Origin of the sequence: Corynebacterium pseudodiphtheriticum, assembly GCF_023509295.1 — a bacterium.
GTDB lineage: Bacteria > Actinomycetota > Actinomycetes > Mycobacteriales > Mycobacteriaceae > Corynebacterium > Corynebacterium pseudodiphtheriticum.
In genome coordinates, this window is sequence record NZ_CP091864.1 from 1,520,178 (window position 1) to 1,541,859 (window position 21,682).

23 protein-coding genes and 3 pseudogenes are annotated in these 21,682 nt (G+C 55.9%); 5 read left to right on the forward strand and 21 right to left on the reverse strand.

Annotated elements, in window-relative coordinates; genetic code table 11:
• Window positions 1-9: 9 nt before the first annotated feature.
• The 4 genes from L9H78_RS06800 to lspA all read right to left on the reverse strand — a co-directional run bounded on the left by L9H78_RS06800 (window position 10) and on the right by lspA (window position 2,499).
• Window positions 10-201 carry a hypothetical protein gene (locus L9H78_RS06800; protein ID WP_021352291.1) on the reverse strand — a complete coding sequence of 64 codons (192 nt, stop codon included), beginning with the start codon at window positions 199-201 and terminating at the stop codon, window positions 10-12.
• A 10-nt stretch (window positions 202-211) separates the two neighbouring features.
• Window positions 212-901 carry a hypothetical protein gene (locus tag L9H78_RS06805; protein WP_249619633.1) on the reverse strand — a complete coding sequence of 230 codons (690 nt, stop codon included), beginning with the start codon at window positions 899-901 and terminating at the stop codon, window positions 212-214.
• 91 nt (window positions 902-992) lie between these two features.
• Window positions 993-1,928, reverse strand: coding sequence for an RluA family pseudouridine synthase (locus L9H78_RS06810; protein WP_027018283.1), 936 nt, complete (start codon window positions 1,926-1,928; stop codon window positions 993-995).
• Window positions 1,918-2,499, reverse strand: coding sequence for a signal peptidase II (gene lspA / locus L9H78_RS06815; protein WP_283775187.1), 582 nt, complete (start codon window positions 2,497-2,499; stop codon window positions 1,918-1,920). The genes L9H78_RS06810 and lspA overlap by 11 nt, the downstream gene beginning before the upstream one ends.
• 64 nt (window positions 2,500-2,563) lie before the next feature.
• Here lspA and L9H78_RS06820 point away from each other — a divergent pair, with 64 nt between their 5' ends.
• Complete coding sequence (locus L9H78_RS06820; RefSeq protein WP_249619634.1) at window positions 2,564-3,781, forward strand: hypothetical protein; 1,218 nt, start codon at window positions 2,564-2,566, stop codon at window positions 3,779-3,781.
• 384 nt (window positions 3,782-4,165) lie between these two features.
• Window positions 4,166-5,827 (forward strand): L-lactate permease, encoded by a 1,662-nt coding sequence (locus tag L9H78_RS06825; RefSeq protein ID WP_430622751.1) that lies wholly within the window; start codon window positions 4,166-4,168, stop codon window positions 5,825-5,827.
• Window positions 5,828-5,947: 120 nt separating this feature from the next.
• On the opposite strand, the gene L9H78_RS06830 is transcribed toward L9H78_RS06825, so the two are convergent.
• Window positions 5,948-6,571 carry a WKL family lipoprotein gene (locus tag L9H78_RS06830; RefSeq protein ID WP_249619636.1) on the reverse strand — a complete coding sequence of 208 codons (624 nt, stop codon included), beginning with the start codon at window positions 6,569-6,571 and terminating at the stop codon, window positions 5,948-5,950.
• A 107-nt stretch (window positions 6,572-6,678) separates the two neighbouring features.
• On the opposite strand from L9H78_RS06830, the gene L9H78_RS06835 reads away from it, so the two are divergent.
• Complete coding sequence (locus tag L9H78_RS06835) at window positions 6,679-7,635, forward strand: asparaginase (protein ID WP_249619637.1); 957 nt, start codon at window positions 6,679-6,681, stop codon at window positions 7,633-7,635.
• Here L9H78_RS06835 and L9H78_RS06840 read toward each other — a convergent pair.
• A complete protein-coding gene (locus L9H78_RS06840; RefSeq protein WP_249619638.1) occupies window positions 7,632-9,071 on the reverse strand; it encodes a DNA polymerase IV in 1,440 nt (479 codons plus the stop codon). The two genes, L9H78_RS06835 and L9H78_RS06840, sit on opposite strands and share 4 nt — an antisense overlap.
• Window positions 9,072-9,890: 819 nt before the next feature.
• The gene (locus L9H78_RS06845) at window positions 9,891-10,211 is read right to left on the reverse strand and encodes a hypothetical protein (RefSeq protein WP_249619639.1); all 321 of its coding nucleotides are present in this window, start codon (window positions 10,209-10,211) and stop codon (window positions 9,891-9,893) included.
• A gap of 288 nt (window positions 10,212-10,499) precedes the next feature.
• Here L9H78_RS06845 and L9H78_RS06850 point away from each other — a divergent pair, with 288 nt between their 5' ends.
• The gene (locus L9H78_RS06850; RefSeq protein ID WP_249619640.1) at window positions 10,500-11,537 is read left to right on the forward strand and encodes an HtaA protein; all 1,038 of its coding nucleotides are present in this window, start codon (window positions 10,500-10,502) and stop codon (window positions 11,535-11,537) included.
• 7 nt (window positions 11,538-11,544) lie between these two features.
• Here L9H78_RS06850 and L9H78_RS06855 read toward each other — a convergent pair whose 3' ends face one another.
• From L9H78_RS06855 to L9H78_RS06870, 4 genes and pseudogenes are all read right to left on the reverse strand, one after another.
• On the reverse strand, window positions 11,545-11,736 hold the full coding sequence (locus L9H78_RS06855; RefSeq protein ID WP_249620797.1) for a hypothetical protein: 192 nt from the start codon (window positions 11,734-11,736) through the stop codon (window positions 11,545-11,547).
• On the reverse strand, window positions 11,733-11,963 hold the full coding sequence (locus tag L9H78_RS06860; protein ID WP_249620798.1) for an ATP-binding cassette domain-containing protein: 231 nt from the start codon (window positions 11,961-11,963) through the stop codon (window positions 11,733-11,735). Before L9H78_RS06860 ends, L9H78_RS06855 begins: the two co-directional genes overlap by 4 nt.
• Window positions 11,964-12,036: 73 nt before the next feature.
• Window positions 12,037-12,231, reverse strand: a pseudogene (locus L9H78_RS06865) (ATP-binding cassette domain-containing protein); the annotation flags it as partial.
• Window positions 12,228-12,788: pseudogene (locus L9H78_RS06870) on the reverse strand (FecCD family ABC transporter permease); the annotation flags it as partial. The pseudogenes L9H78_RS06865 and L9H78_RS06870, both read right to left, overlap by 4 nt.
• Before the next feature lie 79 nt (window positions 12,789-12,867).
• On the opposite strand from L9H78_RS06870, the gene L9H78_RS06875 reads away from it, so the two are divergent.
• Complete coding sequence (locus L9H78_RS06875) at window positions 12,868-13,245, forward strand: ArsR/SmtB family transcription factor (RefSeq protein ID WP_347276355.1); 378 nt, start codon at window positions 12,868-12,870, stop codon at window positions 13,243-13,245.
• 68 nt (window positions 13,246-13,313) lie between these two features.
• On the opposite strand, the gene L9H78_RS06880 is transcribed toward L9H78_RS06875, so the two are convergent.
• The 10 genes and pseudogenes from L9H78_RS06880 to L9H78_RS06925 form a co-directional block, all read right to left on the reverse strand.
• Window positions 13,314-14,189: an urease accessory protein UreD gene (locus tag L9H78_RS06880; protein WP_249619641.1), complete on the reverse strand. Its 876-nt coding sequence runs from the start codon at window positions 14,187-14,189 to the stop codon at window positions 13,314-13,316.
• Between the two features lies 1 nt (window position 14,190).
• Window positions 14,191-14,805 (reverse strand): urease accessory protein UreG, encoded by a 615-nt coding sequence (gene ureG / locus L9H78_RS06885; RefSeq protein WP_021352269.1) that lies wholly within the window; start codon window positions 14,803-14,805, stop codon window positions 14,191-14,193.
• Window positions 14,806-14,886: 81 nt separating this feature from the next.
• On the reverse strand, window positions 14,887-15,636 hold the full coding sequence (locus L9H78_RS06890; RefSeq protein ID WP_249619642.1) for an urease accessory protein UreF: 750 nt from the start codon (window positions 15,634-15,636) through the stop codon (window positions 14,887-14,889).
• The gene (locus L9H78_RS06895; protein ID WP_249619643.1) at window positions 15,617-16,090 is read right to left on the reverse strand and encodes an urease accessory protein UreE; all 474 of its coding nucleotides are present in this window, start codon (window positions 16,088-16,090) and stop codon (window positions 15,617-15,619) included. The genes L9H78_RS06890 and L9H78_RS06895 overlap by 20 nt, the downstream gene beginning before the upstream one ends.
• A gap of 74 nt (window positions 16,091-16,164) precedes the next feature.
• Window positions 16,165-17,877, reverse strand: a complete 1,713-nt coding sequence (gene ureC, locus L9H78_RS06900; RefSeq protein WP_249619644.1) for an urease subunit alpha — start codon at window positions 17,875-17,877, stop codon at window positions 16,165-16,167.
• Window positions 17,878-17,930: 53 nt separating this feature from the next.
• Entirely contained in the window at window positions 17,931-18,242 is a 312-nt protein-coding gene (locus L9H78_RS06905; protein ID WP_249617414.1) for an urease subunit beta, read from the reverse strand.
• Window positions 18,243-18,286: 44 nt separating this feature from the next.
• Complete coding sequence (locus L9H78_RS06910) at window positions 18,287-18,589, reverse strand: urease subunit gamma (RefSeq protein ID WP_021352264.1); 303 nt, start codon at window positions 18,587-18,589, stop codon at window positions 18,287-18,289.
• 98 nt (window positions 18,590-18,687) lie between these two features.
• Window positions 18,688-19,320 (reverse strand): annotated as a pseudogene (locus tag L9H78_RS06915) (EamA family transporter); the annotation flags it as partial.
• Window positions 19,321-19,795: 475 nt separating this feature from the next.
• Window positions 19,796-20,398, reverse strand: coding sequence for a hypothetical protein (locus L9H78_RS06920; RefSeq protein ID WP_249617415.1), 603 nt, complete (start codon window positions 20,396-20,398; stop codon window positions 19,796-19,798).
• A gap of 35 nt (window positions 20,399-20,433) precedes the next feature.
• Window positions 20,434-21,531, reverse strand: coding sequence for a hypothetical protein (locus L9H78_RS06925; RefSeq protein ID WP_249619645.1), 1,098 nt, complete (start codon window positions 21,529-21,531; stop codon window positions 20,434-20,436).
• Window positions 21,532-21,682 lie beyond the last annotated feature (151 nt).

Sequence of the window (21,682 nt, forward strand, 5' to 3'; positions counted from 1 at the left end):
GCCTGGCGGCTAAGACTCCAGTGCCTCTTGTGCACGCGCATGAGCACGCAAAACATAAAACGCTACGAAAGCACCCACGATCGCAGCAAACAATCCTGGCCAGGCGAAAGAACCATTAAATACGCCAATGACCAAGCTGAAACAGCCCACAAAAATCGCCAAGAGCGCGGCGGTAAAAGTGATCGATTCTCGCTTCTTCATAGCCAGAATTCTAGCGGAAGCGCGGGTCCTCGCTGAGGGCAACCTGCGGTGGACTGATGCCAAACTGTCCCCACACCGCATCCGGGGGCAGCACTTCGACAGCGTCAATGCGTGGATCGTGGGTGAGAGCTTCCAGCTTCCGCGGGGTGTCATAAGCGATGACGGCGGTGATGCCAGACGATTCTGTCCCCTCCGGAGGCTCCAATACCTGCGAAGGCTTCATCCCAGAAGAAGCTGCTATGGTGCTAGCGAAAATCTCGGTCCGCGCGGCCGCAATTTCACTATCAGTCGCAGTTGCACCGGTACCAGCACCCATGTCTTTTGCACCACTACCAAGCCCGGAGGAAATGCCAGTTCGGTCATCAGGGGCCACGGTTGGTTCGGCGGCCGCAGCTGGTTCCGGCAAGGCCAGAATCTGCGCATCTTGCGTAATCAAGCTCCCTACTCGACGGAGATCAGCAACCAAGCTGCCTGCGTCAGCACTAGACAGCGGAGCAGCGAAAGAGAGCATCGCAAATGCTGCCTGTTCCGGTGCTCGCTGTAGAGCTGCTGCCAAGGAAGCGTCGGCAAGCGCTGTGTAGTCTGCACGGCTCTGCTGAACATGTGGGCCCAGATGATCTCCAGCAAAAGGACGCGGGCGCGCGTTGTCGTCGCCGCCAGCCCACCACACAAGTGCTGTAATCAAAACAGCGAGGAGCACCAGCTCGCCCAAGCCGCGACCAGGTATTCTATCTGAGGGATTGCCCTGCAACTTTTACCTCGGTAACTCTGTTTCTGCCTCAACAACTCTGTTATTGCCGAAGTTTGCCGAGGGCGTCGGCAAGATCATCCGGGTACGGAGCTTCAATTTCCATCCAATGACCATCGCCGGGATGGTGGAATCCCACCTTGACCGCATGCAACCACTGGCGCTGCAAGCCCAACCTCTGCGCCAAATTCGGATCTGAACCATACATTGGGTCCCCGCAGCACGGGTGTCCCAGCGCAGACATGTGCACGCGAATCTGGTGCGTACGCCCGGTTTCCAGGGAAATCTCCAACAAACTAGCCTCGCGGAAAGCTTCCAACAAACGATAGTGCGTGATAGCACGCTTACCATCGTCGGTGACTGCAAATTTCCAACCGGCGCTGGGATGACGCCCGATAGAACCGTCCACGGTGCCCTCGATAGGGTCCGGCAACCCCTGCACCAATGCATGGTAGGTTTTGGACACATTGCGCTCGCGAAACGCGTTTTTCAAGCTGCTATAACCACGCTCCGAAGCCGCCACCACCATCACCCCCGAAGTACCGACGTCCAGGCGCTGCACAATGCCCTTGCGCTCCGGCGGGCCAGACGTCGAGATGCGGAATCCGGCCGCAGCCAGACCACCCACCACAGTGGGGCCTTCCCAACCAACAGTAGGATGCGCGACCACGCCCACAGGCTTGTGCACCGCAATCAAATCGTCGTCGAAGTACAAAATGTCCATACCTTCAACGAGTTCTTCTTTTGGCACCAGTGGCTTCGCAGGCTCTGGCAGTGTGACCTCCAACCAGGCACCTTCATGTAAGCGTTCCGACTTGCCGACGGCGGTGCCGTCGACCAGCACGTCCCCGTCCGCACTCAGGTTCGCCGCAACTGTGCGCGACAGCCCCAGCAATTTCGCCAACGCAGCATCGACACGCATACCTGCCAGCCCTTCCGGCACCGGCAACGAACGGGTCTCACGTGGGTTAGTGCTCATCGTCGACCTCCTTGGCTGGGCGTGCTGGTTGTTCAATGCTGTTTTGCGGCGCATCTGTTACTGCTTTGCGTGCTCGATGCTCTTCCGTGAACACCGCGACCAGGAACAGCACGACACCGACGGTGATAAACGAGTCTGCGACATTGAAAATGGCAAAATCGCCCACCGAAATGAAATCCACCACGTGGCCGAACCAAAAACCCGGCTCGCGGAACAGTCGATCCACTAAATTTCCGCCTGCGCCACCCGCAACCATCGCCAGAGCGATTGCTTGGAAACGGTCGTCGATGCGTGGCGACGCTAGCAGCACGCCGACGAGGAAAACCAGTTGAAAGGTAGTAAACAGCCAGGTAAAAGATTCGCTACCTAAGGAAAACGCCGCTCCTGGGTTGTAGACCAGTAAAAAGCGGAACCAGTCACCGAGAATTGGGAAGGCCTGACCGGGTTGCAGTGCAGCCTCGATAGCGATTTTGCTGGCTTGGTCGAACCCAATAACGCCTGCGATTACCAGCAACATGAGCCGCAGGTAGGGTGCGCGTCGTCGAGTTGGCAACGTTTTTAACCTAGTCACGGCCTTTATTGTTCCTGAAAGTAGGGTTTTACGTGAAATCGCCGCGCTGGCTAAACTGGCAAGGGTGATTTCTGCTGCTGCTTTTTCCCATTCTGCTTCTCGTGGCTCGACGGGTTCTCGCCGCTCAGCCAATTCTCGCCACTCAGCTAGTTCGCGGCACTCTGCCCATTCGCGGCGCTCTGCCCGTTCGTGGCGCGACGCCAAATCCCGCCGCCTTGCTGTGGCTTCCCTCTTGACGACGTCGGCCCTGCTATTAGCGGCCTGTGGTGACGAGGGCTCGGCAAACGATGAGACCAGCAACAGCGCGGGCGCCAGTGCTGGTAGCGCGGGTGAGCGTCGTGGCGAAGCCCCTGCTACGGAACAAGCCGTCGGGCTTCCGCTGGACGCACCACGCATCCAGGTGCTGTCTACCGGTACGGGCGAGCGCAAGCTTCTGTCCTACAACGACGTGAGTTCCGAGCAAGCAGTCGATATTGAAGTATCAGAAGGGTTTCAGCAGCTGGTCATGAAAAATGATCAGCTGGTGACCGAGGCTCCGGAACTGGGAGATTTGGTGACCACTACTCTGCCGGTGGCTGGTTCCGTGCTGGTTCCAGAAGGTTTTACTGACTCGACTCCCGGTGCAGATTCTGCGCGACATGTCGATTTCCGGGTGCGCGACCCACATATTTCCGGAACCAAAAATAACAATGACTCTACTGATGAGACCAGCTTGAGTGCGGCAGGTTTAGCAGAGGAGATCGCTTCTGCCGACGGTTTTGGCTTCGGGTGGTTGGCTGAAAATAATGGCCAGTTAAATACGTTGCTGTTGGCCGCACCACAGCAGGCTAGCGATCAGGCGCGTGCTGTTGTGGAACAATCGCTGACGAAGTTGGTGTCCACACCCGTGATTTTCCCGGACGAGCCAGTCGGCGTTGGCGCGCAATGGTCAGTGGATTCTCGTGTCACCGGCGAAGCAACCATGTTGCAAACCACGACGTTTACGGTGACCGAAATTTCTGGCGATGAGGTGAAACTTGATATCTCCGTCGAGCAGCGTCCCGCACTCGGGGCGTTGTCCTTAGAGGGGCATGCTGGCGCGGAAGGTTTTGCCGACGACACTTTGAATGTGACTAGCACCGATACTCGCTCACGTGGTTCTTTGACCGTGGATATGAAACAGCCACTGCCGGTTGCAGGCGAGCTCGATTTCACCACCCGCGTGGTCTACGGCAACGACGACGGTGCAGCCAGCGTCGTGCAGGATTCTTCCACTCGAATGCGTTTTAGCAGCGCGCAATAGCAGCACATGCCACGAAGGTTCTCTGCATAATGCCGACGGGTTGACCAACCGCCGTATTGGCGCGGGTTTCGTCGGCAAACGCCCGCTGCTTCTCAGAATCCCGTACCAAACGCTCCCCCAGAAACTGTGTTTTGCAGGTAATTCAATTTCGTGAATTGGGCTGTGTTAACGTCATTTTCGTGACTCATGTTACCGGTTTGTGCCCCAATTTTCCGGGTGCCTGAATCGATTTAGCGACGTGCTGCATTCCCAATGCATCAGCGCGATGGATGCACCAGCACCAGCGCGGCGGATGCTACGCAGTCAGCTAAGTATCTTCTCGTAACGCCTCATTACGAAGCTTTTTATCCACCTCACAGTTCGGAGTCTCCCGTGAACCAATTTATGGTTAATACCGAAGCTATCGGAGGAAGTCTCGGGCTCACCGCCCTCATTTCCGCCGTTCCATTGGTGACCTTCTTCGTCATGCTGTTGTTCGTGAAAGCACGCGCACACACCTCAGGCGCCGCGGCCCTACTAGCAGCACTGCTGATTGCCATTTTCGGCATGAGCATGCCAGTCGACGCTGCGCTCTCGTCAGCTTTCCGCGGTGGTCTATTCGGCCTATTGCCGATCGTCTGGGTCATCATGATGGCGATCTGGTTCTACCAGGTCACCGTCGTTTCCGGCCGATTCCAAGACCTGCGCCGCACATTCGATGCCCTCGGTAACGGCGATATCCGTATTCAAGCCATCCTCATTGCCTTCTGTTTCGGTGGTTTGCTGGAAGCACTTGCCGGATTCGGTGCTCCAGTGGCAATTACCGCAACCATGATCCTGGCCCTGGGCGTAAAGCCGCTGAAGGCCGCCACCACAGTTCTGCTGGCTAATACCGCCCCGGTAGCCTTCGGCGCCGTCGCAATCCCAATTACCACCGCAGGTAACGTCGGCGGACGTACCGTCGAACAGACTGAAAACATCGCAGCCATCGTCGGGCACCAGGCTCCATTTTTCGCGTTCTTAGTGCCGTTTATCTTGCTGTTCATCCTCGACGGATTCCGCGGTGTGCGCGAAGCCGCTCCGGCAGCAGCAATCATTGGTGGTTCCTTCGCAATCGCACAATGGTGGGCATCAAACTTCTTCGCCTACCAGCTCACCGACATCGTCGCCTGCCTGGCTTCCCTGGGCGCTGCTTTCGCCTTCCTGCGCGTGTGGCAACCCAAGGGCGTTGCCGCCATGCGTAAGCGTCTTGACATCCCAGAACGCGAAGACGATGGCGAGGTATTGACCAAGTCTCGCGTCTGGATGGCCATGATGCCGTATGCCATCGTTACCGTCATCTTTGGTCTCGCAAACCTCGGCGAAACCATCCCGGGCATCCTAGATAAGGCAAAAATTTCTTTCGCCTGGCCATTGCTCACCGACCGTCTGGTTAACGCCTCCGGCGATGTCATCGACACTTCGTACACCTTCAAGATCATCAATAACCCAGGTACGCTGCTGTTAATCTCCGGAATCATCGTTGCGGTTATCTACGGAATCTACAACCACAACGGTAAGTTCCGCGTCAAAGGTAGCGACGTCGTCAGTGAGCTAACCAGCACCGCATACAAGATGCGCTGGACTGCACTGACCATCGTCATGGTTCTGGCGCTGGCCTATGTCATGAACTACTCCGGCCAAACCGTCGCCATGGGCACCTACGTCGCCTCGCTCGGTGCTGTCTACGGCTTCCTGGCACCAGTTCTGGGCTGGGTCGGGACCGCGATTACTGGCTCCGACACATCCGCCAACGCACTGTTCGCAAACCTGCAAGTCACCGCCGCTAATAACATCGGCCTCAACCCAGACCTGTTGCTGGCAGCTAATACCACCGGTGGTGTCGTCGGAAAGATGATCTCACCACAATCGCTGGCTATTGCGGCCACCGCCGTCAGCATGGAAGGCAAGGAAAGCGCGATTTTCAAGTCGGTGGTTGGTTACTCCATCGTCCTGCTGATCGGGCTCTGCACCCTAGTCTTCTTGCAAACAAACATCCTGTCCTGGATGGCTCCGGTTGTGAACTAAGTTCGAGCACCCGATGCAAACAAAAGACCGCCTGCACCAATCTCATCTGGTGCAGGCGGTCTTTGTCTATCGCGAGTCTAAGAACTCGTGGCCCATAATGAACTCCGGGCCCATAATTATTTACTGCGCAGGAGCTGGGTGCTCTCCGTGCTCGTTGTGTGCCTCCGGCAATTCCTGGTGGCCTTCGTCGATAACTTCTGCCTCGTTCGGTGGTACTTCAACGCCGCCATCCATACAGACCTCTGGAACCTGCTCTGGTTCCACAGTGTTGATAACCAAGACGCAGGCCCATTCACGTGAAAGCTTCCAGTGACCATCTTGGTAGATGAACTCGACGTTATCGGCAGGCTGCACCTCACGCTCTGGCAAAGAGTAGGCGACGGTCGCCAACGCTGATCCCTCGGTGTAACCCGGCAAAACCGGATCGACGACGTTGAATTCAGCTCCCGATTCCATCTTTGCGGCAGCCATGGTGTCGAACAGCTCTGGGAATTCCTCGCCGCCCTCGACGGTGAGTACACGCTCTTCTGCAGGCAGGTTCGGGTCTGCAGCGCGCTGCAAAACGTCGTTCAGCACTTCTTTGGTAGGCAGCTCAACCGGCGCGGCCTTGGCCGAAGTGCTCGATTCTGCTTTCTTCGTGCTTTCGGCGGCGGTACCCGCGTTGTCGGCGTCGTCGGAGCAAGCCGCCAGGGTCAGCGCCAAACCGACGGTCGCGGCGGCGATGCTCGTTTTCGTGAATTTCACGGTTAATCCTCCAAAATAGACATCTGCGTAAGCAAATTCGAAGCCACAGCTTTGATACTCGTAGCGCTCGAAGAAATCTTACCCGTGTGCCTTTTATACTTGAATTCATGACTCGCCAGATTTCCGTCATCTGCACCGGCGGCACCATCGCATGTACCGCCGATGAATCCGGCGCACTCGTGCCCACAGTCAGCGGCCAACAGCTTGTCGACGCCGCGCAACAACAACTTCGCCAGCAACCAACCGGACACAACAAGCTTGTCGACGAGCTCACCTTCCGTGTCCACGACACGCTGCAGCTAGATTCTTCCTCGATCGGCCTACCAGAGCTGGACACACTGCTGGCTGCCATCGCCGAACAAGCTACTGATCCTGCGGTGGACGCGGTCGTCGTCACGCATGGCACAGATTCTATGGAGGAATCTGCCTTCGCCGCTGCCCTGCTGGTGCACGGTGCGCCAGTGGTGTTCACGGGGGCACAACGCTCCTTCGACCATCCGGAGACCGACGGGCCGGGCAACCTGGCGGGCGCAATCAGCCGCGCTGTGGAATTGCTCCCAACCAATACCGTGGAAGTGCATTTCGGCGGGCAGAATCTGCCTGCTACCGCGGTACACAAACGCCACACTGCAGAGCTCACAGCTTTCATCACACACGGTAGTGCGGCAGCGGTACCAAAATTCGCCACGCTGCCATCTTTATCCGGCTTCCGGGTGCCCGTGCTCGCAGGATATCCCGGCGCCACCGCGGAGCTGCTAGATTACGCCGTGGATACAGGCGTCGACGGGGTGGTCATCGAAGCACTGGGGTCCGGGAATATGTCCGCAGAACTCGGGCAGGCCGCACGGCGTGCACTACAACAAGGAATCCCAGTTGTCGTGGCCACACGTGTGCCCCACGGCGCAGTGCAACTAGCCTACGGTGGTGGCGGTGGCGGGGCTACCTTAGCTGAACACGGTGCGATTTCCGCACGCACGGTGCATCCAGGCCAAGCGCGGCTAGCCTTGATTATTGCCTTGGCCACCGGCACAGCCCCGGAAGAATTATTCCGCTGCTTCGATTAATGCGACTTTTCGGCTAACCAGTCGTACCACGCTAGTGAATCGAGCGGGTCCGCCGGCACCAATTGCGGGTCATCAGCAGGGAAAGTCCGGGTCTTGCCAGGCCCGGTGGCTCGGGTTTCGAATCGCACAGACACCACCCCGTGCCCACTTCCCTGAATCCAACCGTGGCCATAATCGGGATGGAACACATCCTGGGTTGCACGCCAATGGCTTCCCGGAAGCTCAGGCGCACTGGCTTGTTCGGCCGCCGCGTCTTCTACAGCCCCCGGAACCACTACCCCATCCGCGCCCGGAATACCGGTGACCATGGTGGGCTCTTCCATGCTCAAGCCACCACTCGCGCTTGCTGTGACCTGCCGTTGTGCCGCGCGGTCCAGCTCCGGAAACAACACGTCTTGCCGAGCGGTCTCTAAACCCGAATAGCCGACGCCGACTAACCTCACGGGACCGGTTTCTGCTGGGTAACGGACAATAGTGCCGGCGACCGCGCGCAAGGTTTCGGCGTTATCGGTGGCGTACGGCAGGGTAGCTGAGCGAGTTTCGGTGCGAAAATCCGCCATCTTCAACTTCACCGTGACCGTGCGCGCGCCCCGGCCGTCGGCAAGCAAGCGTTTATGCGCAGATTCCGCAGCCCAGCCAAGCGCTTCGTCCACCTCTGCGGCGGTGGTCAGGTCTTTGGCGAAGGTTTGTTCCGCCGAATGTGACTTCGCCTCTGCGCGCGGGGCCACCGGCCGCTCGTCGATGCCACGCGCCAGGTGCCACAAGTCCATGCCGACGGTACCGCCCAACGAGATTTTTACCTCCCGCTCGCTCATATTCGCCAGATCACCGATCGTCGTCACGCCGATGGCCTGCAGCTTTGACGCCGTTACTGGGCCCACGCCCCACAGCTTGCCGACGGGCAACGGGTGTAGAAATTCCAGTTCTTCGTCGACAGGAATGATCTTGGAGCCATCTGGTTTCGCCTGGCCCGAGCCGATTTTCGCGAATTGTTTTCCAGAACCCGCGCCGATCGACGACGGCAAACCGGTGATTTCTTTGATTTCTGCGCGCAGGTTATCCGCCCAGTCTTTCACCTCTGCCGCGGTGGCTCCGATGAGTTCGGCAGGTTCCATGAACGCTTCGTCGATAGAGAGTTGTTCCACCAGGTCCACGCGCTGGTGAATCAGCTCAAACACGCGTTTGCTGGCAGCCGAGTACACAGCTTTACGCGGCTGGATTTGTACCGCACCAAAGCCGATGAGTTGCAACGCGCGGTACGTAGGCATCGCAGACGACACCCCGAATTTGCGGGCCTCATAGGAAGCCCCGGCGACAACTCCCCGGCCATTCATGCCACCGACGATGACGGGGCGGCCGCGCAGAGTGGGCCGGGTCAGCTGTTCGACGGAAGCGAAAAACGCGTCCATATCGATGTGAATGACCCAGCGCTGCATGCCTTCCAGTCTAGTGACTGTGCTCGAGTAAGGGCTGACCGTGCGGGGTTTCTCCTAGCTTCTCACTAGTGCTGCGTCTGTCGACGGACCAACTCGAATGGGCGCAGTTTATCTATCCATTCTGCACGGCTTCGTGCTGCAGGCACCATGGTCTGCGCCGGTGCGGCTGCCTGCCCAAGTGCGTGTTGGTAAAGCTTCACCGAAACTTTTCCATGCTCTTCTCCGCGCACGCGGGGTAATGCCAGGCACAACAGCGGTGCACAGCAGGTGTCCTCCGCACACGTGGAGGTTATTCTAAAGCAGACCACTAAAATAATCCCCTGCCAAACCGAGTGGCAGGGGATTGACCCCCACCCTACAACAGAAAGTACCCATCATGGAAAAAATAATCACCACCACACTCGGAGTAGCGCTCATAATCAGTAATGCCCTACCCGCGCCTATTGAAGTCACTCTTATCCTATACGGAGCTTTTGCTATGGCAGTAGGCTACGGCCTAAGAAATATCCCCCGCCTATACAAAGAGCTGAGAGCCGTGTAATACGCCCGCCATCATTCGCTTCTCCGCGCACGCGGGGTAATGCCAAGTCGCTGGCAGTAGAACACGTCAAGCATGTCTCTTCTCCACGAATGCGGAGAGCTAATACCTTGCTTGCAGCTTGTCGAATGCTTCCTTGAGCGTCTCGACATGCTCCTGGGTCTCGTCGGAGCTGCTGCAACGGAGCATTGAGACATCAACGCCAAATGCTTGAGCACTCTGGACCGCTTTCCCAGCCGGCGCGATAATGATCGGGCCGGCTGGGTGATGAATCTTTCGGGTTAAGCGCTTGCCTTAGCGTGGTGTGCGCGCACGCGCTTGGCGTAGTCGGCGAACTTTTCACGATCCCAGGGGTCTAGATAAATCGCTACTTCGAGCACATCAAGCCACTGTTCGCTGATTATGATGTCTTCAGCAATCAATGCATGAATTGCGTACTCAAACGATAGGTCAAATTCTCCTCCATTAGTGTCATCAATCGCATTTGGAGTTTGAAATTCCTGTAGGTAATCGGTCAAGAACTCTTCCCACAATCTTCTTAACGCGCCATCGACGTCATCGGCTGCATCTTCAGCATTGATGCCATAAATCGATGGTGTCATGCCTGTTTCCTAACTTTAGAGAAGAATTCGTCGCTATTAAACGAGTTAGTGGGTGTAACCAGTTTCCCACCCCGCACTTTCATCACCCCTTTACCTCGGACTGGATAAGCCGTCTTCAAAACAGCTTTTCCGTCTTCTACAACCCACGCGACGTTTACGAGCACTCCATTAACTTCTTTCCGTACTGCACGCCTTTGCTCGTCGCGCACACGATATGAAGTGCCCCAGGTGAGACAAACCATAAAAAATTGAGATTGGCAAACCTGTTAGTGAACTACGCTGAATAATATGAACCCTCACCTCCCATCCCGCGCAGCATCACTGTCCGCCGCCGTGCTCACGCTCGCTCTTGCAGCTAGCACGCTTGCTCCTGGCACGCCAGAGATCACTCCCAGCGCCCACGCCGCCGCTCCCGTGATTCCGGATGATCTACCAATTTTCCCAAAGGTTTCTGAAAACCCACAGATTTCCGTGACTTTCGAAGACGGCACCCCCGTCGATGGTGCCACTGTCCACCGTGGCGACGTGCTGCTCGTGCATGGCACCGGATTCTCCCCCGAGGCTAACCAAGGCGGCTTTCCCCTCCCCGTCCCGCCGGGTGTGCCCAATGGCCTCTACGCCCTATACGGAGCATTCCCCGCGCACTGGAAGCCCAGCGAGGGCGCAGATCCATCCACCCGCACCCACCCACACGATCGCATGGCGTGGGTCATGCCAGAGGGCACTCTGGACAGTATTCCCGCAGGAGCCATTGATATGCGCCGCTCTATCGCGCGGCAGGAGCAGCCGATGAATGCTGACGGTTCGTTCACCGCCCGCATCGTGGTGGATCCACCCGAAACCACCCCGGGCGATAACTGGGGCGTGTATGTCTACCCCGGCGCAGGTTCCATTAATGCGGCCGAGGAGTTTTATATTCCGCTGAATTACTCGCCCGAACCAGGACCAAACACCCCTGCACCACCCCAACCTGATCTTCTTCTCGACGCCGACCTTGCCTTCCGTTTCGCGGAGATCACCAAAGGCGGGGTAAACGCCAAGAATGGAGCCACCAAGGTGGATGCACACCGCGTGGCATTCACCCGAGATGCGGCCGCAGAAAACGGCGATGGCGTGCGCAAGTACAAAGGCACCGTGATCACCACCGCACGTTTTACCCTGGCGGAGGTCGCGGTGGCCGATCCGTGGCTCATACCGCAACCAGACGGCAGCTACCTGATTACGGGGCTTATCTCACGCTCTTACAATGTGGGTGCCGATGAAATGGTGCGGGTGCCACTGGGTCTGATCACTGCCGCCCAGGCCGCCGATCAGGTACGCGGTTAGCGTTGGGCTAGTTTTCAGACAAGAATTTCTTCAGCTGCTCAACACCATTAATTGCCAGTGGTGATGGTGGCTCAGCGAAAGCCAGCAGCATCGGCAGAATCTTGTGTTCTTTCACCGCGGTTTCTGCGCTGCTGCAGCCAGCCAGAATCAGTGGTGCAATCAGGAGCGGGGCAAATTTCTTTTGTGCTAGTTTTTTCATTTTTCTAACCTTTCGAAGTGTAAGTGGTGCTCTGTGCGCACCACGCGAACGTTGTAGATGGGCTCGAGGATTTCCGGGACGAGTACGTCGCCAGGCGGCCCCGACTCCACCAGCCGGCCTTCTTCCAGCAAATGGATCCAATCGCAGTACTCCAGCGCCATGTTCAGGTCGTGTAACACAACCGTGGCATTGGCGCGGTATTCCTTGATCAGTTTGAAGACCTCCAACTGGTAGTGAATATCCAGGTGGTTCCCCGCTATCTTGCGCCACCACGGAAAGCTCGTGGGCGATTGTGCGCGCCCGCATCGAGGCCAGAGGTGTCCCGTTCAGAAGCACCCTGCCTTCGGTCGGTTGTAGAGCACCAAAAAACGTGCGCAGCAGCGTGGTTTTGCCCGAACCATTTGGCCCCACTAGGCCAACAACACCGTGATCGGGAATTTCGAAGGAAATATCCTTGATGATCTCCTGATAAGAAATATTCTCAGCAGTAATCATTTCAAAACTCCCATCCGGCGAACCAGCAAAATCAAAAATGGTGCGCCGCCCAGGGAGGTCAAGATACCGATTGGGATTTCCTGCGGTGCCAGCAGCGTGCGCGCACCAATATCCGCGGCGATCAGCAAACTAGCTCCCAGTAATGCGGCGACCGGAATCATGTGGAGGTGCGAACCACCCACCAAACGGCGGGCAGCGTGCGGAATTACCAAACCAACGAAACCAATCGAGCCAGCCATGGCCACGACAGAGCCGACAAGTATGCAGGTCAACACCACCAGGATGACGCGCATGCGATCCGGGTTCACCCCCAACGTCAACGCGGCGTCGTCGCCAACGGTCAAGGCATCAATGCGGCGCCCCATGGACCAGAAAACGATCGTCACCGTCGACGCTGCGAGCGCGCCGATGAAAGCAGCACCTTGCAAAGCGTATTCACCAAAACCTGCGCCCACACCGAACAAAATCGCCAGCGCGGCGCCAGTACTAGCACCTGAGTTAATTCCCAGAATATACGGATCCGCCAGCGCGTTTCGGGCTGTCAGGTTCAGCGTCGCCCTGCTGTGCCCCGTTGTGCGAAGCCAGCTGAGCTTCGGAGTGAGCCTTTTTCACAGCTTAATTCTATCAACCATTCAATTGAATGAGAAATTATCTAAAGTTAGCGCTAAGCTGAAATATGGAGTACGCAAAACATTCTCAGGAGCAGGTATGCCCGATCTCAAAATCAATTTGGAACGCGCCGAAAACTGGAGCGCCACTTTCCGCATTCTCGGGGATATCACACGCTTGAAAATACTAACGGCCCTGCATTTCGCAGGACCGTATGTTCTCACCGTCAGTGAGCTTGCGGAAACCACAGGCGTGCGCGTAGCTACCTGCTCTGCCGCACTGCGCGCCATGGCGCTCAACGGCACAGTCGCCTACAGACGCGAGGGACGTTCAATGTTTTATGCGATCAAAGATGAAAATGCACATAAGCTACTGCATTTCATGGGCAGCGAGCACGAAGGCTAAGCCCGCCATGCAAACTGCTGGGCACCGATCGCTGGCGCAAGACCTCGCGATCACTGCCCAGCAAGCAACTAGTACTGACGCAGATTAATCGGGCCTTGGCCGCGGGTAGCGCGAACTACCCCAGCAACCGCCAGAACCAATGACAAGAGCTCTTCTGTTCGTTTGCCGATTGCACGCAAAACAAAACCCGGGCGTTCAGTGGCGGTGATCGCTGCTTCCATGGAGTCGTCCGCGTCGGCGTGTTCTGCTACCACTTTACGAACGGCAGCCAGCAGATCATCGTCAACAGCAGGGTCGAAGCAAATGGCGGTCGCAACGTGGGTCCGCCCGCCCATGGCAAAATCGAGATTTTCATCAAACTCAGTTTCTTGCGGGCACAACCGGAGGTTATCGACCAGGGCGGTTTCGCCGTCAATTTCCACGACATTACGCAAATGCGCCTGGGTGTACTGAAACTGTTCCCCGTCTGGCGACCATCCCGGAGTAACAATATCCGACATGAACAAACTTCCCGTCGGGTGCACTTTAGCGGTGATGTGCTGGCGGAAATCCGCGTCCCGGTACAAAATGAGCTGGTCCGGAACATATTCCAATACTGCACCCTCTGCGACGGTGAAGTGCATATTCTGCACGACGTACTCGTCTGGCGTGCGGTACACCTTCGCCGCCGACTGATCGGTGATCAACATAGACGCATTCTTGTCGACGTCCAGAGCAATGCGGTACGCATCGCCACCGACGTATCCGCCGCCCGGGTTCACGATGATGTAGTAAACCTGCCCGGAATCATCTAGGTAATGCGGGCGGATCACTTTCAGAGCCCGGGTATGGTATTGCTTGGTTGCTACTGATTTGCCATCGCTTAAGGCAATGCCGAGTTCCAGCTCGCCCATTTCTTTGCGTGGCGGATCATGCAAAAAACGGTCTTGCGGGAGCTTCCACATACTAATCAGCCAAATCCTGCATCAACACGTCATGGCGAATCCATTCGACAAGCTTGTCCAGGCCTTCGTCAGATTTGAGGTTCGTCAGCACAAATGGCTTATCGCCGCGGAAGACTTTGGAATCATCCGTCATCACCTGCAGATCAGCACCCACGTGTGGAGCCAAGTCAGTCTTGTTGATCACGAACATGTCGGATTTAATCATGCCCTGGCCAGCCTTGCGAGGAATCTTCTCACCTTGCGCCACGTCGATAATGTAAATCGAGAAATCAACCAGTTCTGGCGAGAACGTCGCAGAGAGGTTATCTCCGCCGGATTCCACGAACACCAACTCTAGATCCGAGTGACGGTTCATTAGCTCTTCGATGGCATCTTCGTTCATGGAGGTGTCTTCACGAATTGCGGTATGCGGGCAACCACCGGTTTCCACACCAATGATGCGATCTACGGGTAGCAGACCGTCGCGGGCGAGGATCTTTGCGTCTTCCGTCGTATAAATATCATTGGTAATCGCGGCCATTGACACCTCGCCGTCCAGGGCGCGGGTAATGCGTTCGATTAGCGCGGTTTTACCCGAACCAACTGGGCCACCAACTCCGATTTTAATAATGCTCACGGAACAAGTTCCTTTCGTTTGTGTACTACTGGTGTAGCGCTACACGCTACAACGCTTCTCGGCAACAGATTAGTTAGAGATCTAGGACATGAACATTCGAGAGATCAAGCTCTCGTGAGCCATCTGCGCAACCTCGAGACGTGGTGCCACGACCCCAAGATCGCTGACGTCATGCTCCATCGTCATTTCCGCAGCCTGCGTGATCGCTGGGTACGCCTGTACAAGCACGCGCTGGCCCGCATCTTGTCCCAATGGGATAGCACGGATCGCGTTTTGCGTCATTGAATTCGCCATCTGCATGAGATAGGCGGTGACAGCTTCCCGCGCGCCGACCCCCACGGAACCGAGGACGAGCCCGGCGGCGATCCCTGGGTTTCCGTGCAAGCTGCGGTCGGTAAGGCTCTTTTTATAGTGCGATACCAGCACGTCCTCCGGGGCGATGATTGCAGCGACTCGGGACATCCGTTTGCCCATCGAGTTCATCGAGGTACGGACCTGCTTGGGGGTCTGACAGGCGTGCACCAACTGATCTAGAGAATGCAATTGTTCTTGTTTCTCTTCAGCACTGAGGTCAGCTTGCTGCAGTTCAACAGCGAAGCGGACAGCGAGAGCTTCAGAATAGCTTGCCTGTCGCAGATAGCCGTGGAGCCACTTGCCATAGGTGTCCGGTGAATCGATTTCACCGGATTGCACCGAGACCTCCATACCCGCAGAGTGGGCGAAGCCACCGGTAGGTAACGCGGAATCAGTCAGGTGCCACAGCACTAGTTGTGCATAGCCACGGTTGCTGATCTCGGCAGAGTCCACGGCCTTAGTGGGTGTGTTCGGCATGGCGGAACGCCTCCGGCATTACGTGTTCGGTGCGCTCGTAGGACACACCGACATGGTCCAGGTGATGCTCAACCGTATGATCGTAGCGCACCACCATCACCTCGGCACCGAACTGGCTATCAGTACCGAAGAATTGTGCCTGCAGGTGACGATTCCCGAGGGTATGTGCAACTCGCAGGGCTTCTTGCACAGATTCTGGCGTGATAACCAAAACATCAGTCGGCTTGATCTTGGCGACGAACAGCTTCTCGCCATCGTCGTAAAGAACGTCCCCGTCTTTCAGCTCCGTGAAGTCACCGGAAAAACGCAGGGCAACTTCTGCACCGGAATTAGCGCGAGCGCGCTGCACACGCTTCAAGCGGGTTTCGTTGTCGAATTCCACCCAGTCGATGGTGCGCTCAGAGCCACCATCTGGCAAATTCGCGAGGTTTCCGGAAATTTCGGTGATAATCATATCGACCTTCCTTGCAATATCGGGGCAATATCGGGGCTGAAAAACTCGGGCCGTTTGTAGCTGAAACTGGGACGCTAGAACAGGAAGTAACGTTGCGTCATCGGCAGTTCCGTTGCTGGCTCAGCGGTGATGATTTCACCGTCGACGGAAAGCTCGTAGGTCTCTGGATCCACCTTGATCTCTGGCGTAGCGTCGTTCAGGCGCATGTCCTTCTTCGAGATATTGCGCATGTTCTTAGCTTCAACGAAACGGCGCGCGATGCGCAGCGTTTCTGGAACGCCAGCTTCCATGGCAGCCGTCGGCAAGAAGGTCACCGAGTTACGGCGGGATGCGTGGCCCAAAGCGCCGTAGGAGTAACGCATGGTGCGAGGCTGTGGAGTCGGGATAGACGCGTTAGCATCACCCATGATCGAACGTACAACGTAGCCAGACTTTAGAACCATGCTTGGCTTCACGCCGAAGTTCTTCGGATCCCAGATGACAAGGTCAGCCAGTTTGCCTTCTTCTACAGATCCAACGGAGTGCGAGATACCGGAAGCAATCGCTGGGTTGATCGTATATTTCGCGATGTAACGCTTGATGCGCTCGTTATCGTTGTTTTCCGAGTCGCCAGCCAAAGAACCAAATTGTTCCTTCATACGGTGTGCGACCTGCCAGGTACGCAAAACAACTTCGCCCACACGACCCATTGCCTGGGAGTCAGAGGACGTAATCGACAAAATACCACGGTCGTGCAAAACATCTTCTGCAGCAATCGTTTCTTTGCGGATACGCGAATCAGCAAACGCAACGTCTTCTGGAAGATCTGGGTTCAAGTGGTGACACACCATGATCATATCCAGGTGCTCATCCATCGTGTTGACGGTGTATGGCAGCGTCGGGTTCGTGGACGCAGGCAAAACGTTGTTCAGACCGGCAACCTTCAGGATGTCAGGGGCGTGGCCACCACCGGCACCTTCGGTGTGGAAAGTGTGGATGACGCGGTCTTTGAACGCAGCGATGGTGTTGTCAGCAAAGCCACCTTCGTTCAAGGTGTCGGTGTGGATAGCTACCTGGATATCCATCTCGTCGGCGACAGAAAGCGCCTGGTCGATGGTGTTGGCAGTAGCACCCCAGTCCTCGTGGATCTTCAGGCCAATCGCGCCTGCCTTGATTTGCTCACGCAACGGGTTGGCATCGGAGGCGTGGCCTTTGCCCAAGAAACCGACGTTAACGGCAAAGTTTTCGGTCGCCCGGATCATGTGGGTGATGTTATCGGCACCAGCGGTAACCGTGGTGGCGTTCGTGGAATCTACCGGGCCAGTTCCGCCGCCGATCAGCGTAGTAGTGCCGTTATCCAGGGCAGCTTCTACCTGCTCTGGGGAGATGAAGTGTACGTGGGTATCAATAGCACCAGCGGTGATGATCTTTCCTTCACCGCCGATAACTTCGGTGCCCACACCAATCATGACGTCGACATCGTCCATGATGTCTGGGTTACCGGCGTTGCCGATCTTCATGATCTTGCCGTCTTTGATCGCAATATCTGCGGTGAAGATGCCTGTGTGGTCAATGACCGTTCCGTTGGTAATGACCAGGTCCGGAACCATATCATTACCGCGCATGCGCGAGTTCTGGCCCATACCATCGCGGATTACCTTGCCGCCGCCGAAGGATACTTCCTCGCCGTATTTAGTGAAATCTTTTTCCACGCGGGCAATAAGATTGGTATCGGCGAGACGAATGCCGTCGCCTGTCGTTGGGCCGTGAAGCTCAATATATTGGCGTCGATCCATCTGAAAAGACATGGTGTATTACTCCTCTAGCTGGGTGTTTTAGGTATTGCGACGAGAGTTTGGGGCTAGTCGAGCTTGCCGTTGACTTTGCCGTTGAAGCCATGGATTTCGCGGTCGCCTGCGAAATCGATCAGGTTAACAGTGCGGGAATCGCCAGGTTCTAGACGGATTGCGGTTCCGGCCGGGATATCGAGGCGTTTACCACGAGCAGCCTCACGGTCGAAGTCCAGTTCCGCATTGGCTTCGGCGAAGTGGAAGTGCGAACCAACCTGGACGGGGCGGTCACCGGTGTTGGTAACTTCCAGAGTGATTGCCTCACGGCCTTCATTCAACGTGATAGGACCATCTTCTGAGATAAAGAATTCACCAGGAATCAAGGGTTTCTCCTTCGTAGTTATGCAGTCAGTTCGGGGATGATGGTCTAGCGGATTGGACGGTGCACAGTGACCAGTTTGGTTCCGTCGCGGAAGGTCGCTTCAACCTGCACATCGGAAATCATTTCCGGGACGCCTTCCATGACATCTTCGCGGCTGAGGTAGGTAACACCTTCACTCATCAGGTCCGCTACAGATTTCCCGTCACGTGCGCCCTCGAGTAGTTCGGCGGTGATATAGGCGACAGCTTCTGGTCGGTTCAGCTTGAGACCACGTTCTTTACGTCGGCGAGCTAGGTCGCCTGCGACGACAATCATCAGTTTGTCTTGTTCACGCTCTGTCAAGTGCATTGATTTCCTCCAAGAACTAGTTAGTGTTTAAGGCATTGAGACCGGATATGGTCGAGGGCGCCGAGGGTAAAAGCCTCCTTCGGCGCCACTGTGTGTGGTTAAGCTGGTCGCCACGGGCCTTCGCCCGGATCTTTCACCGGCTCAGGCTCATCCTTCAGGCCTTTTCGGCCCATACCGATGTCGACAAGCTCATTTGGATCATCTTTACCTGCCTTACCTTTCGGCGGTTTATTCTTCTTTCCTATGAATTTATCGAACAACCCGTTCTGATACATCACCGTTCCGAGGATCATCAAGATACCGAGGAACTGCAAGGCGGATGGAACTTCACCGAACAATGGCCAGGCGATGACAACCGAGGACACTGGGGAGAGCAGCAGGATACCAGCGGACAGGGTTGGATCCAGCCAGACCGAACCCCACTGAACGAACGTCCAAGCAACAGCTTGACCGAGGGTCGCCAGCATCAGCAACATCAGCCAGTTGGTCGCGGTCAGTGGATCACCCAAGGCGGTTTCTGGGTTTTCCAAAGGAATCTGGCCGTCGACAAGCACGCCGTGGGTGAAGTCGAATCCACCGCGAGAAGAACCAGTGTGAGCCCAGACGAACGGAGCAACCATCTGCGCAGCCGCGGTGTACATCATTGGCTGTACATACAGGTCCTTACGAGGAGCGGTCGTACCAGCTTTACGCGAGAAGTACAGGTAGAACGAGTAGCAGATACCGGAGGTAGAAACATTGCAATAGCTTTAAATTATTCCATGAAAAAACCCGGGAATAGCTGAGTTTTTCCCAAAACAGTACGTTCAAATGCGAATTTGAATAATGATATATCAACAGGTTCCTGGGAATAACCTGGACCACAAAATCGATTGAAGACGTCGAAATATTGCCAACTCTACTACAACCCTACGGAGGACCTACATCACCATCCGTGAAATATCACCATTTTTCGAACTTTGTTTCTATATTATTTGAGACTTAGGACGCGAGCCATTGCAGTGGCACCGTCCAGAACTCGAAAGCAGCTGTCAAAACTCAGACCGGTAATGATTCTTCATTTTTTGCCTAGAGACGCGAAGACCGGAGCAAACCGGTCGCACGATGAATAATCATGCTTTCTCGGTTTGCTCCGGTCTTACGGGCTTACACTCTGTACAAGCCCGCCCAGGGTTTTAGTTCAGTGGTTCCGCCCCACCCCACGCTTTAACCAAACAGGTTCGATGAGCTAGAACTCAACAATCCTCCGTTGCCCAGGCCTGGGCGCTGTGGAGTCTTCGGGGCATCGTCCGGTTTGGCATCCTCAGGACTTTGCCCTGGGGCTGGCCTACGGCCATCTTCAGTACCCGGTTTGTGCTCTGGCGTCTTCTCGGGTGCACCATCCGGCACGGGCACATCGGCCTCTCCGACCTGAATTTGTTGGAATGTCTCCGGCTTACCGGCGATCCCCACCGTAATGGTCTCGCCCACACGCAGCTGATACAGCGTCGGGATGGCGTACTCGAAAGATACGAGATCCGAGCCAAAAGCTTCTTGGCGGGAAGCAAGCACTGTCTGTTGGTGGGCACGGTCGTTAAACAGAATAGAAACGTACTGCGCTTTACGTCCCGCCTCCAGCAATACCTTGCCGGTGAGCTTCGTGTCTCCGACTTTCACCGGATTAACAATGACCTGCTTCGTCGCATCAGACGCCTGGTTCTGCACGGATGCCACAGGTTGCGCCTGTGCTTCAGCAGTCACCGAAGCCGCCACCGGAACAGCAAGAGACAGTGAAACTACTGCCGCTGCGAATACGCGCTGGTTAATCATGCAGAATTCCTTTCTGGAGAATCGCGGAACCGAAGTTAAATCTTGATGTTGAACTGCGCCAGGAAACCACGCAGTGGTTGTAGGAAGTGTGGACCACTGAAACCTTCGGTGAGGAGCTTAACGACGCCAGAGACAACTCCAACTACTCCACCGATGGCTGCGAGGGTCTTGAAGAAATCACCAATATTCGAGCTTCCCTGCAACGCACCTTTGTCAATCTCTGGTTTTTTATCACCCTCACCAGGAAGTTTTGGGTTCTCTGGTTGCTTTTCTGGTGCCTTCGGAGCCTCTGGTTTCTTTTCTTCACTAGGCTTTTGGGATTCCGGCTTCTTCTCGCCCGGCTTCATGCCTTCGTTTTCGGGAGTCTTAGGATCTGCCGGCTTGTTCTCGGACTGTCCCGGTTTTTCCGGCTGCTGTTCTTTGTCTCCCGGCTGTTTATCCTTATCGCCAGGTTTCATGTCTTCAGCATCTCCAGCAGGCTTTTGTTCATCAGCCTCTGGTTTCTTCTCTGTTTCAGGATTCGGGACTTGCTGCTCTCCTTCTGGCTTAGCCTCACCTTCCGGTTTTTTCTCAGCTTCCGGCATCGGGGACTGCTGGCCCTCCCCTGGTTTGTTCCCGCCCTCCGGCTGCTGTTCTTTATCCTGCGGTTGTGGCGCCGGTTGCTCTATTTCTGGCTTGTGCTCATTCCCCGGATCCGGAACTGGTGCCGGGCTCGTTTCTGGTGTCAGAGCTTTTTGCACGGTGACGGTTTGGAAGGTGTTTAGATTCCCAGGAATTCCTACGGTGATTGCCTCGCCTTCCTGCAGAGGGCGCGACGTCGGAACAGTATATTCAAAGGAAACCAGATCTGCGCCCATGGTGGTGTCTCGAGTTACTTGAATTTCGTCACGGTGCACATTTGAAACAAACAAAACCGCAACTTTTTGAGAATTCTCACCGTCTGCAATAAGTACTTTACCCGTGATCTTGGCATCACCAACCCGAGGTTGATCAACAATAACCTGCTTGGAAGCGTCATCGGCAACAACCGGTGCAATTTCTTGTGCCTGCGCAACAGGCGGAATAGCAGAAACAGAAGGAACAGCGAGCGAGCCCAGGGCCGCGATAGCAACGACTACGCGTTTGTTAAGCATAGTAAAAGGCCTTTCAGAAAACGGCGGGAACAAAATATTTGGTTTTATCTTTAACCAAAATTTGTAATAACTGCTTGAAAAAGGGTGGGAGAATTCTGGGGTTAACGTCCCAATATGGTTCTCGACCGCTGGCGTGCTTAGCTGACTGCTC